The organism is Sporosarcina psychrophila (assembly GCF_001590685.1).
GTDB classification, from domain to species: domain Bacteria; phylum Bacillota; class Bacilli; order Bacillales_A; family Planococcaceae; genus Sporosarcina; species Sporosarcina psychrophila.
In genome coordinates, this window is sequence record NZ_CP014616.1 from 3,410,999 (window position 1) to 3,427,979 (window position 16,981).

At 40.7% G+C, this 16,981-nt stretch carries 16 protein-coding genes; 10 read left to right on the plus strand and 6 right to left on the minus strand.

Annotation, left to right across the window (positions count from 1 at the left end; genetic code table 11):
• Window positions 1-3 precede the first annotated feature (3 nt).
• Both pdhA and AZE41_RS16310 read right to left on the minus strand, forming a co-directional pair.
• A complete protein-coding gene (gene pdhA / locus AZE41_RS16305) occupies window positions 4-1,119 on the minus strand; it encodes a pyruvate dehydrogenase (acetyl-transferring) E1 component subunit alpha (protein WP_067211600.1) in 1,116 nt (371 codons plus the stop codon).
• A 266-nt stretch (window positions 1,120-1,385) separates the two neighbouring features.
• Window positions 1,386-2,027 carry a YkyA family protein gene (locus AZE41_RS16310; protein WP_067211603.1) on the minus strand — a complete coding sequence of 214 codons (642 nt, stop codon included), beginning with the start codon at window positions 2,025-2,027 and terminating at the stop codon, window positions 1,386-1,388.
• Between the two features lie 136 nt (window positions 2,028-2,163).
• Between AZE41_RS16310 and def the strand changes: the two genes are divergently transcribed.
• The 3 genes from def to rnjA all read left to right on the plus strand — a co-directional run bounded on the left by def (window position 2,164) and on the right by rnjA (window position 5,063).
• A complete protein-coding gene (gene def / locus AZE41_RS16315) occupies window positions 2,164-2,721 on the plus strand; it encodes a peptide deformylase (protein ID WP_067211605.1) in 558 nt (185 codons plus the stop codon).
• Between the two features lie 462 nt (window positions 2,722-3,183).
• Window positions 3,184-3,393, plus strand: coding sequence for a DNA-dependent RNA polymerase subunit epsilon (locus tag AZE41_RS16320; protein ID WP_067211608.1), 210 nt, complete (start codon window positions 3,184-3,186; stop codon window positions 3,391-3,393).
• A 2-nt stretch (window positions 3,394-3,395) separates the two neighbouring features.
• Window positions 3,396-5,063, plus strand: coding sequence for a ribonuclease J1 (gene rnjA / locus AZE41_RS16325; RefSeq protein ID WP_067211610.1), 1,668 nt, complete (start codon window positions 3,396-3,398; stop codon window positions 5,061-5,063).
• 662 nt (window positions 5,064-5,725) lie between these two features.
• Here the strand turns inward: rnjA and AZE41_RS16330 are convergent.
• The 4 genes from AZE41_RS16330 to AZE41_RS16345 form a co-directional block, all read right to left on the minus strand.
• Window positions 5,726-6,385, minus strand: coding sequence for a potassium channel family protein (locus AZE41_RS16330; protein ID WP_067211613.1), 660 nt, complete (start codon window positions 6,383-6,385; stop codon window positions 5,726-5,728).
• A 304-nt stretch (window positions 6,386-6,689) separates the two neighbouring features.
• Window positions 6,690-7,142 (minus strand): TlpA family protein disulfide reductase, encoded by a 453-nt coding sequence (locus AZE41_RS16335; RefSeq protein ID WP_067211615.1) that lies wholly within the window; start codon window positions 7,140-7,142, stop codon window positions 6,690-6,692.
• An 84-nt stretch (window positions 7,143-7,226) separates the two neighbouring features.
• On the minus strand, window positions 7,227-7,769 hold the full coding sequence (locus AZE41_RS16340; protein ID WP_067211617.1) for a peroxiredoxin: 543 nt from the start codon (window positions 7,767-7,769) through the stop codon (window positions 7,227-7,229).
• Window positions 7,770-7,967: 198 nt separating this feature from the next.
• On the minus strand, window positions 7,968-8,291 hold the full coding sequence (locus tag AZE41_RS16345; RefSeq protein ID WP_067211620.1) for a hypothetical protein: 324 nt from the start codon (window positions 8,289-8,291) through the stop codon (window positions 7,968-7,970).
• Window positions 8,292-8,363: 72 nt separating this feature from the next.
• Between AZE41_RS16345 and AZE41_RS16350 the strand changes: the two genes are divergently transcribed.
• From AZE41_RS16350 to AZE41_RS16380, 7 genes are all read left to right on the plus strand, one after another.
• On the plus strand, window positions 8,364-9,818 hold the full coding sequence (locus tag AZE41_RS16350) for a hypothetical protein (protein WP_067211621.1): 1,455 nt from the start codon (window positions 8,364-8,366) through the stop codon (window positions 9,816-9,818).
• Window positions 9,819-10,787: 969 nt separating this feature from the next.
• The gene (locus tag AZE41_RS16355; protein WP_067211624.1) at window positions 10,788-11,330 is read left to right on the plus strand and encodes a helix-turn-helix domain-containing protein; all 543 of its coding nucleotides are present in this window, start codon (window positions 10,788-10,790) and stop codon (window positions 11,328-11,330) included.
• Window positions 11,331-11,347: 17 nt separating this feature from the next.
• Window positions 11,348-12,454, plus strand: coding sequence for an ABC transporter ATP-binding protein (locus tag AZE41_RS16360; RefSeq protein WP_067211626.1), 1,107 nt, complete (start codon window positions 11,348-11,350; stop codon window positions 12,452-12,454).
• The gene (locus AZE41_RS16365; protein WP_067211627.1) at window positions 12,444-13,268 is read left to right on the plus strand and encodes an ABC transporter permease; all 825 of its coding nucleotides are present in this window, start codon (window positions 12,444-12,446) and stop codon (window positions 13,266-13,268) included. Before AZE41_RS16360 ends, AZE41_RS16365 begins: the two co-directional genes overlap by 11 nt.
• Complete coding sequence (locus tag AZE41_RS16370; protein WP_067211630.1) at window positions 13,252-14,052, plus strand: ABC transporter permease; 801 nt, start codon at window positions 13,252-13,254, stop codon at window positions 14,050-14,052. The genes AZE41_RS16365 and AZE41_RS16370 overlap by 17 nt, the downstream gene beginning before the upstream one ends.
• Window positions 14,049-15,122, plus strand: coding sequence for an ABC transporter substrate-binding protein (locus AZE41_RS16375; RefSeq protein ID WP_067211632.1), 1,074 nt, complete (start codon window positions 14,049-14,051; stop codon window positions 15,120-15,122). The genes AZE41_RS16370 and AZE41_RS16375 overlap by 4 nt, the downstream gene beginning before the upstream one ends.
• Before the next feature lie 462 nt (window positions 15,123-15,584).
• Complete coding sequence (locus AZE41_RS16380; RefSeq protein WP_067211634.1) at window positions 15,585-16,778, plus strand: MFS transporter; 1,194 nt, start codon at window positions 15,585-15,587, stop codon at window positions 16,776-16,778.
• Window positions 16,779-16,981: the final 203 nt, after the last annotated feature.

The following is a 16,981-nucleotide window of genomic DNA, read 5'->3' on the forward strand; positions in this document are numbered from 1 at the left end:
CGGTTACTTCGACTCCTTCTCTGTGTAAATGGCAAGCTGTTCCTGCAAGTTGTATGGCAGGTCGCCTTTGTACATGATGTTGATAAAATCGCTTACTTTTTGTTTAGGAGCTGCATCAGCTATTTTGATTGCTTCTTTAATTTCTTCTTTAGCGCGTTCAATTACTACGTTTTCTTGTTCTTCATTCCAGATACCTTTTGCTTCTAGGTATGTACGGAAACGGATTAACGGATCGCGTTTTTCCCACTCGCTGTCTGTTTCTGAAGTACGGTAACGCGTAGGATCGTCTCCTGCCATAGTATGTGGCCCGTAGCGGTAGCAAAGCGCCTCGATTAGTGTTGGTCCATCGCCATTGATTGCGCGCTCGCGTGCGTCACGTGTAACCGCATACACCGCAAGAGGGTCCATACCGTCAACAAGAACACTTGGTATACCTGCTGCAATACCTTTTTGTGCAAGCGTTTTTGCAGCTGTTTGCATGTCACGTGGAGTCGAAATAGCAAATTGGTTATTCTGAATGATGAAGATTGCTGGAGAACGATATGCTCCTGCAAAGTTAATCCCTTCATAGAAGTCACCCTGCGATGTACCACCGTCACCTGTGTATGTCATAGCAACTGCTTTCGTTCCGCGTTTTTGGAAGCCAAGTGCAATGCCTGCTGCTTGAATATATTGTGCACCGATAATGATTTGTGGCGGGAATACGTTGACGCCTTCTGGAATATTACCACCTTGGAAATGACCGCGTGACCATAAAAATGCCGTTGATAACGGTAATCCGTGGAATAACATTTGTGGAACGTCACGATAACCTGGAAGGATGAAATCCTCTTTCTCAAGTGCAAATTGTGAAGCAAGTTGTGAAGCTTCCTGCCCCGCTGTCGGTGCATAGAATCCTAGACGTCCTTGACGGTTCAACGAAATTGAACGTTGATCCAAAATACGTGTATATACCATACGAGTCATTAACTCAATGAGTTCTTCATCGGATAAATTCGGATCTGCATCCTTATTAACGATTTCGCCTTCTTCGTTCAAGATCTGGAACATTTCAAACTTTTCTTCAATCGCGTGAAGTGTTTCCACCGGATCGAACTGCTTGTCTTTTTTGGCAGCCATTTCGGCAACTCTCCTTTATAACTGTATTATGAACCATTAGTGTATTGATTGGTACAATCTATTCCCTTCACAGTATATCTAATCAGAACTGAATGGTCAAACATAGTAATCGCATGTACCTTTGCAGATAATAGCTATTAGAATTGATTGTCATTACCAAACTGTATTAGCACAATAAGACGTCTGTATTATAATAGAATACCATTTTCCCGCACTTTATATTTATAGAAAAAAGCATAGAATTAACTCTACTGCCTCACTACTGCTTATTCTTCTTTCTGTAAATTAGAGAAAGTGTCGTCCTTTAACACATTCACTTTGACCGTCGCATCATTAAAAGAGATAACTGCAGTATGGACTAACTCATTCTGTTCATTCACTTCGCCGACCTTATCCTTAAGTTCCTTTAGTTCAACTTCCTCAGCAACAAGCATTCCGTATAACTCCTCTTGAAGACTGGTAAGTTTTTTATATTCAACAACAAAGGCTGAATGGAGCTCATATCGGTTAGTTACAGCTTCTTTCAGTTCTTCTATACTTTTTTCAACAGTTCCATCTGTTTGTTCAATGATTGCATCGAGTTCGTCCACGGATTTGCTTGCTTTACTTATGGACTTTTCTTCTCCTTCTATATGAGTAAGTCGTTGTCCCAGCAATTCTTCAAGCTCAGCTACCTTTATTTTCAGCTCACCTAACTGTTGTTGCGTCAACTCCATCGTCTGATTGAATAATTCCTGTTCCGATTTTTCAAGCTCCGTCAATTCAGCTTGCGCATCCTTATATGCTTGTTCGGCATTATTCATCTTTGTTATAGTAGCTGACAGTTGCGTTTTAATCGTCGAGTCAGAACTACAACCTGAGAGCACCAAAGTTACCGCTAATATGTATCCAATGATAGATTTCTTCAAAATTGCCGACCTCCAATTTCCCTCTACACTATAACGTTTTATATTTCACTATTCAACTTCGCGTTCAATTTCTTCCACCCCTATTCACATTCGTTTATACTATTGAATAGAGTAAAACCGAAAGGAAGATTGCACGATGATTTTAATGGAACATATTGTTAGGGAAGGACACCCTGCTCTCCGCAAACGAGCCGAAGAATTAAGTTTCCCATTGTCCGATGTTGACCGGAAACTTTGCGAGGATTTGATGGGGTACGTTATAAATAGTCAAGATTCCGAACTGAGTGAAAAGTTCGACCTCCGCCCTGGAATCGGCCTAGCCGCACCACAATTGGATAAATCGAAAAGAATATTTGCACTCCATATTACAGATGATGTTCAACAAGCAATTAGTTTTATTGCTGTTAATCCAAAAATCGTCAGTCACTCTATCGAAAAAACCTATCTTCCTTCAGGTGAAGGCTGCCTGTCAGTAGATCGCGATGTAGAAGGATATGTACCTCGTTATGCACGGATTACAATTAAAGCCTATGATCCCGATGGCCATGAATTCAAAAAAAGATTGAAAGGACTTGCCGCTATTGCTTTTCAACACGAACTTGATCACTTGAATGGTGTCATGTTCTATGACCATATTGATAAAGAAGTCCCTTTTAAGGATATTCCCGGTGCCACCCCACTTGTTCGCGATTGAAATGTTTTCTGTGTAAACAGAGCGAAGTTGAACGGAATCTTTATATCCTACATGCTCCTAGAGTTTGTTCAGTTTGTAGTATGGTGCCAAGTGTGTGGTACCAGCTACTGTCTCAATTTGAAGGGCAGTAGCTGATACAACCCCCTCCCCCCATGTTACTGGTGATTACTTGGATCTTTCGACTACGCTTTTAAATAACGGATGGATCTTTCGGCTATGCCGAAAATCCTGCTTGACACAATGTTCTGAATATAGTATAATGATTTCGAGGAGTGATGTCGCCATGTACAAACGCCTAAAACGAAAATGGTTGAAACGGCTAAATGGCATACTCGGAAAAAAAACTATCGCTTAATTATGTTAAGTCCGCCATCAAATTGGTGGGCTTTTCTTTATTTTAAAGAGGTGTCATGCTAATATAAAGAGAATCAGTTCAAACGAACGTAAAAAGGAGAGCAAACGATGATTTATAAAATCTATTATCAAGATAACTTGCTTCAAATACCAGTCCGTGAAAATACGAAAAGCATGTACATCGAGGCGGACTCGGAAAGGTCAGTCCGTGCGAAGTTGAAAGATCGTGCTTTTAACATCGAATTTATCCAACTTCTTGAAGGTGTTCATCTTGAATACGAACAGGCTGCACCCTATTTCGAGCTTGAAGAGGTTTAAGTATGAAATCTATCAAAAACAATGAAACTGCCGTTTTCGCTTTAGGCGGACTAGGTGAAATCGGTAAAAACACATATGGTGTACAATTTCAAGACGAAATTATTCTAATTGATGCTGGTATTAAGTTCCCTGATGACGCATTACTCGGTATCGACTATGTCATTCCAGATTACACATACCTTGAACGTAATGTGGACAAGATTAAAGGCCTATTCATTACACATGGCCATGAGGATCATATTGGTGGTATTCCTTATCTTCTTCGTAAAATTAACGTGCCAGTATATGGCGGAAAACTTGCACTTGGACTTTTGCGTAACAAACTAGAAGAGCATGGTCTGTTACGGACTACGAAGTTGATCCCTTTTGGTGAAGATGACGTTTTCAAGTTCCGTAAGACAGCGGTATCATTTTTCCGGACCACACATAGTATTCCAGATGCATTCGGTGTTGTAGTTAAAACACCTTCCGGTAATATTGTTCACACGGGTGACTTCAAATTCGACTTCACACCAGTTGGAGAACCAGCAAACTTGACGAAGATGGCGAAAATCGGTAGCGAAGGCGTACTTTGTCTGTTATCAGATAGTACAAATGCTGAAATCCCTAACTTCACAATGTCTGAACGAAAAGTCGGCGACAGCTTGAATGAGATTTTCAGAAAAGTTGAAGGCCGTATTATATTCGCGACATTCGCATCAAATATTCATAGACTGCAACAAGTAATTGAGTCTGCCCAGGTATTGGGTCGTAAAATTGCGGTATTTGGCCGCAGTATGGACAACGCCATTACAATCGGGCGAGAACTTGGTTACATCGATGCACCGAAAGAATTATTTGTCGATACCCAATCATTGAATAAGCTGCCGGCCAACAAAGTATTAATTCTTTGTACAGGGAGTCAAGGTGAACCGATGGCTGCACTTTCTCGTATTGCCAACGGTACGCATAGACAAGTTCAAATCCATCCTGGCGATACGGTAATTTTCTCGTCTTCACCGATTCCAGGCAATACACTTAGCATCAATAAAGCTATTAATGCACTATTCCGTGCAGGTGCTGATGTGCTCCATGGTTCTTTAAATAATATCCATACTTCCGGTCACGGTTCGCAGGAAGAACAAAAATTGATGATCAGATTGATCAAACCAAAATTCTTCATGCCGATTCACGGTGAGTATAGAATGTTGAAAATCCATACTGATCTTGCTGTCTCTTGTGATGTTCCTCGAGAGAACACATTCATCATGGGGAATGGCGATGTACTCGCTCTTACACAAGATGAAGCGCACCTTGCTGGTCGGATTCCTTCTGGTGATGTCTATATTGACGGAAGCGGAATCGGGGATATCGGCAGCGTCGTTCTGCGTGATCGCAGAATTTTGTCTGAAGATGGTCTTGTAATTGTTGTAGCAACTGTAGATCTAAAACGCAATCGTGTCGTTTCAGGACCAGATATCATTTCTCGTGGATTCGTTTATATGCGTGAATCTGGTGCAATGATTCACGAAGCACAACAGATGTTATCCAAACAGATGCAGCGCAAGCTTGCAACCTCGCCCTCAGATTTCGATGCACTGAAAAGTGAAATCATTGATGTTCTCGGACCGTATTTATACGATAAAACGAAACGTAAACCAATGGTGCTTCCTGTTATCATGGAAGTTTAACAAAGCTAAAAACCGTAAACGCCTATAAGCGTTTACGGTTTTTTTATTCATTAACACATCTGTTGATAAACCTAATAGTAACTAGTGAATAACATGATTACCTACTGGGCGCTACGTGTATAGTTGCATTTTCCGATTGCTTTGGATTGAATGACTTCTAAACAATTAACGGGATGTCTGACTGTGTAGGGATGCGACTTTGTCGTATCCCTACACAGTCTTTTCGGTAATCGTATGGTGGTCCTTCATCCGTCGCGCTCCAAATGGATAAGTACACGTATTGCTGAAGCTTTTTGGGACGAAAGAATAGCTTGTGCTTCTTAGCTGGATAAAAGTCGCCAATGATGCAATTTTGGCGGCTGATACTTTCTATAAAGGTTCACATGATTACATGCATACTCTTTGCTAAAAGTAAGTAAGGAACGCATTGTACAACGTAATAGAGTGCCCGAAATTGCATCTTCGGGCACTGACACTCTCCATAGAATATAATCTATTCTTTTCTTCCAAACGACTGCATTTTTTACTTGAACATTGTAGGTACGCGACAGGCAACTATTCCCAATAGTATTACTTAAAAGAGTGTGGTGAAAATGAAGGTCTTCAAGCCCTACTCACCAGTATTTCATGCAAGTAAATGATTAATCAACAGACGTGATTCATTAATGCAGTGCTTTCTTTTCAAACTTATGGATTTCCTCATCCGATCCAATGACAATCAGGATATCTTCAAGTCGGATTTTTTCAATTGCTTGAGGAGATACAAGTATATGCTTACCTCGTTTGATGGCAACAATATTGACACCATATTTGGCCCTAATGTCCAAATCTATTAATGTTGATCCAACGAGTTTATCATTCGCCTTTATTTCCGCAATGGAATACTCATCTGACAGTTCAAGATAATCGAGTATATTATTCGATACCATATTGTTCGCAATTCTAATCCCCATATCGCGTTCAGGGTGTACTACCTGGTCTGCCCCAATTTTACGCAACACTTTTTCATGGGAATCATTTTGAGCTTTCACTGTTATTTTTTTCACACCAATTTCCTTCAACATAAGTGTTGTCAAAATACTTGCTTGGATATTTTCTCCAATTGCAACGACTACATGTTCGAAGTTGCGGATGCCTATTGACCTGAGAACAGACTCATCAGTCGTATCGGCCGCTACCGCTTGTGTAGCAATGTGAGCATACTCATCCACTCTTTCTGATGAAATATCGATAGCCATAACATCAGCATCGAGCTCAATTAGTTCTCTTACAATACTCCCACCAAAACGACCCAAGCCAATTACCGCAAATTCCTTTTTCATAGAGCACCCTCCCCTATCCACTTACTGGATTCGATTAGTGTATCACACTGAATTAGCACGCTCAAATATCCATCTATCGTCTAAAGGCGCCACGTCCTGTGGCGACGTCCTCACTAGTACATCCTGTCGCAATAAGGAAGAGATGCTATTCAATCCCTCCCCACTGCATGACCAACATCGTGTGGGTCTTGGGCCTAGATGTAAAATCTCTATAATACAACTTATCTACAACAGTACGTGGTTTTACTATTTCCTAAACAATTAAAAATGCCCGATGTCGCGAATGCGCAATCGGGCTGATTCTTTACTCTTTTTTCATTTCATCTAGCACGCGGTTAACGCGCTTTTCAAGCATTTTCATGCCCCCGCCGCCTGCTTGGAAGTGACGTAACTGGCCGTCTTTATCAAACACATAATAAGCCGGAACATATTGGTTATCGAATTTATCCGTTAGTGTCGCTTCACTATCGACAAAAATCGGTTGAGTAATGTCGTGTTCAGCTGCTACTGATTTGATTTCAACTAGATCTAAATCGTCTTCAGAACGTGGCATATGAACTGCGATGACGTTTAAATCTTTTTTGTATTTGTCTCTAAATTCATTGACTTCAGGCATTGCTTCCTTACATAAGTGACAGCTAACAGACCAGAAATGGATTAGAGTTGGTTTTTCACCGACCAATTCCTCTTTTGTTCTTTCTCCATTCAACCATGCTGTTGCACCTGTAAGTTCAGGTAATTGATCACGTAGTTTCATGCTTTTTCCTCCTTCGTTTTTCAAAAAAATCCCCACTGCTAATATATGCACGGGGACTTCATTTGGTAAAAATTCAACTGTTACTTATAGTGTCTTCTGACCAGGTCTCCAGTTAGCCGGGCAAAGTCCGCCAGTTTGAAGAGCTTGAAGCACACGCAATGTTTCGTCAACATCACGGCCAATATTGTTGTGGAATACTGTTTGGTATTGAAGTTCACCTTCAGGGTTGATGATGAACAGGCCGCGTAGTGCGATACCTTCTTCTTCAATCAACACACCATAGTCGCGTGAAACTTGGTGGTTAGTATCTGCTGCTAGTGGATATTTCAACTGCTCTAAGCCATTATCTTTACGGTCTGTGTTGATCCACGCAAGGTGCGTGTGGATTGTATCCGTAGATAGACCGATAATTTCTGTATCCAAATCTTCGAATTCATCATAACGATCAGACATTGCTGTAATTTCCGTTGGACACACGAATGTAAAGTCCATTGGATAAAAGAATAATACTGTCCATTTATCGTTTTTCATATTTTCTTGAAGGCTTACTTTCCCAAAAGACTTATCTGCTAGTACCGCGTCCAATGCGAAATCTGGTGCTTGCTTACCTACCATACGGTTAATCATTAAATAACCCCTCCACTAATTCTTTTGTGCCAGGACAACCGCCTGCACAATCCTTATCAAGACTAACAAAAAAATCGCCCTATTTCAAACGGAGCGCCTTGTCCAAACAGCGCTCTATTCAATATGTGGCAATTCCATGACGTATATACAGTCATTATGTTTACTCTTCTCCCAATTGAGGGAAAAGAGTTGTAAGTGTTATTTACAATTAGACGGTTTCGCAGGCCTTGCTAGGCAATATTCACAAGTTGGATCACTACAAGAGCTCTCACGCCATTCGTCGCACGATGGGCAAAATATGGAATCGTGTTCGTCATTATAATCTAATGGATCAAGGCAGATTTTGCAGTGATTGGGCAGTTCTACTATATTGCGGATCTTTCCATTTTTCATAAGAAAGATGCCTTCGATTTCTTTTTTATCTTCCAACAGATTACCAATCGATTCCCAACTAAGTCCGAGGTCTTCCATTGTCCATTTACGGTCATCCGGGTCCAAATAAATTACTTTCTTTTTTCCCAATCAAAGCCCTCCTTTATTCGCTATATTGTACCATGAAAAGCCAAAATTTCAATTGATGAAGGATGAGTGAAAATGCAGTTAACAATTCCAATTAATAAACTGGATATTCATCATTCGCATATGTCATTTACTCTTCCTATAAGATATGACAGTATGGGAAAGGATGACCTTGCGCTAACACTTAAGGCAAATGACTACGCTTTTTTTCAGATAGACAAGTCTTTAAGTGAAGGTAGCGTTAACGAAGATGAAATCTCTGTTACTGGCAAAGAACTTAAACAGTATTTTCTACCCTATATCGAAGACAAACTCTTTCCCACTTCGTTAGACGAAAATGGATTTCACAGATTTACAAAGTCTATCATGAAACGCTTTGAATACAAACTTAGAACTATAAATATGTCTTTCGTTATCCAAAGCGTCGATATAATACTCGGCCCTTTCGACATTGCTTTTTTAACTGTCAAAGTTCAATTAGATAACCAGGACCATGAACTAGCAGACGTTCTTGATTTCATGCATCATTTCAGAGCAGTCGAACCTCAGTTAGTAGAGGAACAAGGGATGGTAATTATCTGCCCCGAAAATGGAAATCACTTATCTATTCGACATCTACTTTTTGAATATCTATGTCCTTTTTTGGAAAAATTCATATTGCATGATGATAAGTCGAACGGCTATTCCGGCTCTCTGCCTTACTTTGAAGATGAGAGGATGTATACAACCGCTTTCCTTTTCTGCCAGCAAGATTCTCTCATCACAGATGATCAATTGTATCGAATGGGTGCTTTGGACGGTAGATTACCTAATGGCCAGCTATTCATATCCGCTAATAATCCAAACTATATTCAGCGTTCTCTGAATCAGTCACTTCATGATAGATGGGCCCCAAACACGTATACAGTTACAACTGAGCATGCATTTGTAACTGTTACAAACTGCCTTCCTAAGGATATGAGCAGGGAACTTTCACAATACATGGGTACTCATTATTATAACTTTCTTCTCCATTACTTTTATAAGATAATGTTACTTCGAATGTCTTTCGAATATAGTCAAATCGAATGGGAAAAAGATGAGGAGTATGTAAAATCACTGATTAAGTTCATCACGCTATTTTCAGCCGGCTATTATTCTCAGGAAGTAAGTACACGTTCGGAAGGAAAAGAGCTTTCGCAGATGTTCCGACAAGCATTCAATATCGATTGCCTTTACAAAGAAGTGAATACAACTTTGCACGAACTGTATAAAAGCCAAGAAAATCAGGCTTCCGACAAGATGAACATGCTTCTTTTCATTCTCACAATTTTCACCGTCATTTCTGGAATTTATGGTATGAATCTCGTTATCGAAGACTGGAAATCCCCTTCTGGCTGGAGGCAATTTTCCAGCTACACGTTTTTTGAATGGGTCTCACTTGTCACTGCACTGAGTGGAATTGGTCTTTCTGCTTATTTAGTTGTTACTACATTTGGCAAGATGATGATGAGTAAACTGCGCCGAAAGAAATCAAATTCCCGTATGTGATAATGACCGGACCCTCTTTTCTTATAAGGAGGCTAATCCGGTTTTATTTATTATCAATCCAAGATTGTTGATTAACCATTTTCTCACATGAATCATCTTTAAGAAAAGCATAAAAATTCACATTTGCACGTGTACATTTCCGGCTCTCTTCGGAAGAAATGATCACAATACCTTTACCGTGGGTTAAATGTGGCCGAAAATGACTTCGTCATTTTCGGCCACACCCCTTTCGGTCATACTGTTGCGACTATTTGTCCGCCGCGTACCTAAAATATTCAAGTGAAAAATGCAACTACTTTGGAAGATTAAAGAATAACTACCTTCCTATAAAGGTTGCAAGTACCCGAAGATGAAATTTCGGGCACTCCATCGCTTTTAATAAAGTCTCTTTGCTTATTTTAGCAAAGATCATACAAGTAACAGTGTGACGCTATATAGAAAGTGACACTGCCTTACATTCGAAAAGGAAATGCTATAAAGAAGGAGTAAGCAGCCAAAATTGCATCTTTGGCTGCCCTTTGATGGATAAGTAACTGGTTATTTACTCGTTCCCAAAAACTTTAGCGCTTTATGTGAAGCCACTGAAAAAGTTCTTTTTTGATAGTAAGAACTAGTTGATTGTAGTGAAGAGTGGCGACTCCAGCGGGAACAGCGCGAGCTGAAGACCCCGCAGGAACGCAGTGACGAGGAGGCTGAAGCCGTGCCCGCGGAAAGAGTCCGCTCGGAACGGAAATCAACGGGATTGAAGGATATCGTACTTTTTCAGTGCCCTCCATTGTGTTTATTTAAGTTTGTTTGGTTAACCAACACATGTATTATCAATCATGTCATTTATAGAAGCGAGATACTTCTGCTGAGTTATATTAAAGTAACCCTTGATTTTCGCTTGATATTTTGTATAATTAGAAGGGTTTTCAGTAAACTTCAAGTATAGTATTACTAAACTCCATTACGATTAGGGGGATGTCCATGGAGATTGGAAGCAGGATTAAAAGCCTACGCTTAAAAAAGGGGCTCACTCAGGAAGAACTTGGAGAACGGACTGATTTAACGAAAGGGCATATTTCACAGTTGGAACGAAATTTGAATTCCCCTTCGATTGAAACGCTTTTTGCATTATTAGAAGTGTTAGGAACGACACCTAAAGACTTTTTTGACGAACCCAAGAAAAATGTACAAGTTGTCTACTCGACTGATAATCAGACGATCTACAGCGATGATGAGATGAAATATAGTATTCGGTGGTTAGTGCCCAGATCAAATGAGAATGATATGGAACCTGTCCACATCACATTTCACGCACAGGGCGAATTTAAAAAATTCGAGCCATCTCTTGCAGAAACATTTATATATGTTTTGAAAGGAAAAGTCGCCGTGATCATTGGGAATACACAACACATCGCTTCAAAAGGAGATGCAGTCTACTATGATGCATCCGAGCATCACTGTTTATCAAATGCATCTAACGGAACGAGCGAAATACTGCTCGTCGCGACAGAATCTTACTTATAAAGAAAAGGAGTGTCAGCATGACGACTCAGCCAATTATTCGATTCGAAAATGTCACAAAAAAATATAACCATGATACAACTGTATTGAACAGTGTTTCCTTTGAAATGGAACGTGGAAAGTTTTACACATTACTTGGTCCATCAGGTTGCGGCAAAACGACAATTCTTCGTCTCATCGCAGGTTTTATCGAACCAACGGATGGGACAATTTTCTTCAATGGGAAAAAGATCAACAACGTACCTGCCAATGAACGACAAGTAAACACGGTTTTTCAAGATTATGCGTTGTTTCCGCATTTGAATGTTTTTGAAAATGTTGCATTTGGGCTACGTATTAAGAAAGTGAAACAAGTCGAAGTCAAACGTCGCGTTATTGAAGCACTGAAATTCGTCAACTTGGAAGGCTATGAAAATCGGGAAATCGCAGAAATGTCCGGTGGGCAACGTCAACGTGTCGCCATCGCACGTGCAATCATCAATGACCCAGAAGTTATATTACTCGACGAACCGCTATCAGCACTCGATTTGAAACTGCGTTCTGAAATGCAATACGAACTCCGGGAATTACAGCAACGATTAGGTAAAACGTTCGTATTCGTTACACATGACCAAGAAGAGGCACTCGCGATGTCTGATGAAATTTTCGTCTTGGATGCAGGAGAAATTCAACAATCAGGAACTCCACTTGATATTTATGATGAACCTATCAACCGGTTTGTCGCAGATTTCATTGGCGAATCCAATATCGTACCAGGAAAAATGATTGAAGATTTTGTAGTCCAATTTACCGGCAAAACATTTGAATGTGTAGACAAAGGGTTAAATCCAAATGAGAAAGTCGATATCGTCATTCGTCCGGAAGATTTGGAACTCACAACTGTCGATAAAGGGAAATTGAACGTGACAGTAGATACACAATTATTCCGCGGCGTTCACTATGAACTCTCTACTTACGATGCTGATGGCAATGAATGGCTTGTGCATTCAACTAAAAAAGCGGAAGTCGGCGTAACGGTCGGACTCGATTTTGATCCGGAAGACATTCATGTCATGCGCTTAAACGAATCTGAAGAGGAATTCGATGCAAGACTTGAGGCATACGGGGTAGCGGATAATGAACAATAAACCACTACGCCCGTTGTACACGATTCCGTATACAGCTTGGATTCTACTTTTTGTCATAGCGCCGATTGCACTTATCATTTACTATTCATTTTTTGACTTAGCTGGCCATTTCACTTTTGACAACTATATAAACTTTTTCTCTTCTGTCTATTTGAAACTGACTATCAGTTCATTCTGGTATGCGTTTCTCATTACATTGTTCACGTTACTGTTTGCCTATCCAACTGCTTATTTCCTGACGAAAACGAAGCATAAGCAACTTTGGCTTTTGCTCATTATTATTCCATCTTGGATTAATCTTCTTCTAAAAACATATGCTTTCATTGGCCTTTTCGGACTTTATGGTCCAATAAATGCATTGTTAGAAACGGTTGGTATTGGCAGTCAGCAAATTCTATTCACTGATTTTAGTTTCGTTTTCGTATCCGTTTACATTTTCATCCCGTTCATGATCTTACCGATTTTCAATTCACTTGATAAACTAAATCCGGCGCTTATCGACGCGTCACGTGATCTAGGTGCTAATTCATGGACGACATTCAGGCGTGTCATATGGCCTTTAACATTAAACGGTGTTAAATCGGGAATTCAAGTTGTTTTCATCCCTGCCCTATCGCTGTTCATGATTACTCGACTGATTGCAGGTAACAAAGTCATTACACTTGGAACCGCAATTGAACAACAGTTTCTTGTCACGCAAAACTGGGGAATGGGTTCAACCATCGCCGTATTCCTAATTTTATTTATGTTTATCATCATGTTGATTACGAGCAGTAGCGATAGGGGGACGACAATCAATGGAAAAGTTAAGTAAGCTTCCTAAAATCTATTTGGTAGTCGTATTCATTATTTTATATGCTCCGATCTTCTACTTGATTTTTTACTCGTTCAATTCAGGCGGCAACATGTCTAATTTTGAGTCGTTTACGCTTGAACACTACTCTGCAGTTTTTGAAGATACTCGGTTGATTGTCATTTTAATCAATACAATTGTCGTCGCGTTATTGTCTGCACTCGTTTCTACTGCAATCGGTGTGCTCGGTGCATTGTCTATTGTTTTCATGCGCAATAAAGCGATGCGCAATGCCGTGTTGTCACTCAATAACATCTTGATTGTCAGCCCGGACGTTATCATCGGTGCATCTTTCCTTATTTTATTCACAATGATTGGCGTCAAGCTTGGATTTGCTTCCGTACTTATTTCACATATCGCCTTCAGTATTCCGATCGTTGTCATTATGGTACTGCCTAAGCTACAGGAAATGAGTCCAACGCTAATCGATGCCGCACTCGATCTTGGGGCTTCAAAACGCGATGTCTTGACACGCGTTATTATTCCATTTATTAAACCGGGAATACTTGCAGGATTCTTCCTCGCATTGACGTATTCTCTCGATGATTTTGCCGTAACATTCTTCGTCACTGGAAACGGATTCTCCACGCTGTCTGTTGAAATCTATTCAATGGCACGCGCTGGTATTACGTTGACAATCAATGCATTATCGGGACTTATTTTCTTAGTGACGGTTGTACTTGTTTTAGGCTATTACGCTGTTAGCCGCAAAACCAAAACACCGCTTTCGGGGGTGAAAAAATGAAAGATATTTTACGTGGTGCGGTAGTGATTATTATTATTTCCGCTATTTTACTACTCATCAATAGCAAGTTAAATGAAAGCGGAGGAAGTGCCAGCAAGGATTCCATTACTGTGTATAACTGGGGTGAATACATCGACCCCGATTTACTTAAACAGTTCGAGAAAGAAACAGGCATTAAGGTTACGTACGAAACGTTTGATTCAAATGAAGGAATGATGGGGAAAATTGAACAGGGTGGAACATCCTACGACATTACAATGCCTTCTGAATATATGATTGAAATGATGAAGGAAAAAGATTTACTGTTGCCACTCGACTACAGTAAGATTCCAAACATCAAAAATATCGATTCCTATTTTCTCGATTTACCTTTCGATCCTGACAATAAATATTCGCTACCCTACTTTTGGGGGACGGTCGGCATTGCATACAATTCTTCACTTTTAGAGGGACAGACATTTGAAGAATGGGATGATTTATGGAACCCCACTCTTACACAGCAAGTTATTCTTGTCGATAGCGCGCGTGAAACAATCGGAATGGGGCTAAACTCATTAGGCTATTCATTGAACTCTACCGATATGGACGAATTGCGTGAAGCGACAGATAAGTTAAAAACACTTAGCCCTAATATCAAAGCCGTCATCGGGGATGAAGTGACTCAACTGATGATTAATGGAGAAGCTGCTATCTCACTTACTTGGTCCGGCCAAGCCGCCGATATGATGTATGAGAACGAGGATATCGATTATATCGTCCCTGAAGAAGGCTCCAATCTTTGGTTCGATAATATGGTTATTCCCCGAACTTCACGAAATATCGATGGTGCACATGCGTTTATCAACTTCATGCTCGATGCCGAAGTTGCCGCACAAAATGCCGATTACGTCGGCTATTCCACACCAAATTTGGCAGCTCTCGACCTGATGGATGCTGAAGTGACAGAAGATGAACGTTTCTATCCCGATGAAGAAACACGTGATCATCTTGAAGTATATAGAAATCTCGGTCTTGAAATGCTTGGCCATTATAATGAATTGTTCCTGGAATTCAAAATGGATATGAAGTAACGAAATGTCGATGCGGCCGTTTAGATGCGACAGGCATAAGACAGAATGGCGGAGCGGCGTTCTTTTCCGCATAGCCAGGCTGGCTTATGACCCGAGCATCTGGCCGCCTGAGACTAGACAATGTAACGAAATGAGGAAGGCAGTCTAAGTTCGCGACGCCCTGTCGCAACTAGGAGGGATGTAGTTCACAATCCCTCCTAGTTGCATGACCTACACCCTGCAGGCCCAGCGGCGTTCTTTTCCGCATAACTAGGCTAGCTTATGGCGGAAGGCATCCCCTAGCGCCGTAGCTAATTCAATGGGTTTCTTTATTTCAACCTATATAGATATGATAAAGACGCCCTTCATACACACGAAGGGCGTCTTTACTTTCTGTACAGAAGTCTCATTAAAAGCTATTCCCATGCGATTTATGGTATTATACTTTAGTGACACGAAACAGTTTGGAAAGTTGGGATAATTATGGCAGTCAAATCTAATAATTTTGCCTTATACGTTTTAATGTTCAATATGTTCATCGCCATGGCAGGCATCGGTCTTATAATCCCAATTATGCCTGAATACCTGGGCACGTTTGGCGTTGCTGGTCAAGCTCTTGGTTTTCTAGTTGCCATGTTCTCATTTTCACAATTTATCTTTTCTCCGATTGCCGGCGATCTATCTGATAAGCACGGACGGAAAAAGCTGATTATTATAGGATTGATTATTTTTGGTCTATCGCAACTTGCATTCGGAACCTCAACCCAATTATGGATGCTGTATGCCTCACGATTCTTTTCTGGCCTTGGCTCTGCATTCCTCATACCGCCTATGATGGCATTTGTTGCTGATATCACAACATACGAACAGCGAGGCAGAGGAATGGGCCTTCTCGGTGCTTCCATGTCGCTAGGATTCATGATTGGACCTGCAATCGGCGGATTCCTTGCAAAAGTTAGCTTACAATTCCCTTTTTACATCGCGACAGCAGCAGCCTTAACGGCAGCGGTTATTTCCATTTTTGCTTTACCAAATCCGGCGCCTCGTAGTGCAGACAATCCTGGAATTAAAAAAAAGAGGGAAAATCTTGTCATGCAGATGAAGCGCTCAACTACAACCCCTTACTTCGTCATGCTAATTGTCATGTTTGTCTTTTCATTCGGTTTGGCTAATTTCCAATCTACAATTTCACTTTATGTAGACCATAAATACGGCTATACACCTGCCCAAATCGCCGTCATCATTACAGTTGGAGGATTTGTCGGAGTCATCGCTCAGACATTTGTCATCAACAAACTGTTCAATCGATTTGGGGAAATGCGCGTCATTCAAGTCAATCTTATCATCGCGGCTTTTGCAATGATTGGCATTGTATTCGTCAATTCTTTCTTTATGATTCTTTTCGTAGCAACGATTTTCTTCACTGCTACATCTCTCCTTCGACCTGCCGTTAACACACTTATTTCGAAGCTGGCGGGCGAAGAACAAGGTTTTGCAGCTGGTATGATGACTGCATACATGTCTCTAGGTAACATGGTTGGACCTGCACTTGCGGGTATCCTGTTTGATATCAATATTATTTACCCATATATTATCGGTACAGTCATCCTACTGGTCTGTTTTGTCATTGCATCCTATTGGGCAAAACGAAACGGAGATTTACTTACAGGTCTATAAACATATGAAAGAAGCCCCATCACACTTGAAAGATTCCAGTGTGATGGGGCTTCTTCATGTAACAATAACCGTCCTTTACGTTATAACCGCCATGCAGCTTGTTATGCTCGCCATGGATGCAGTTATGACCGCCATGAGACTTGTTATGACCGGCATGACTTAGATTATGACCGCCACCGGTAAAAATCTTTGCAGATAACAGC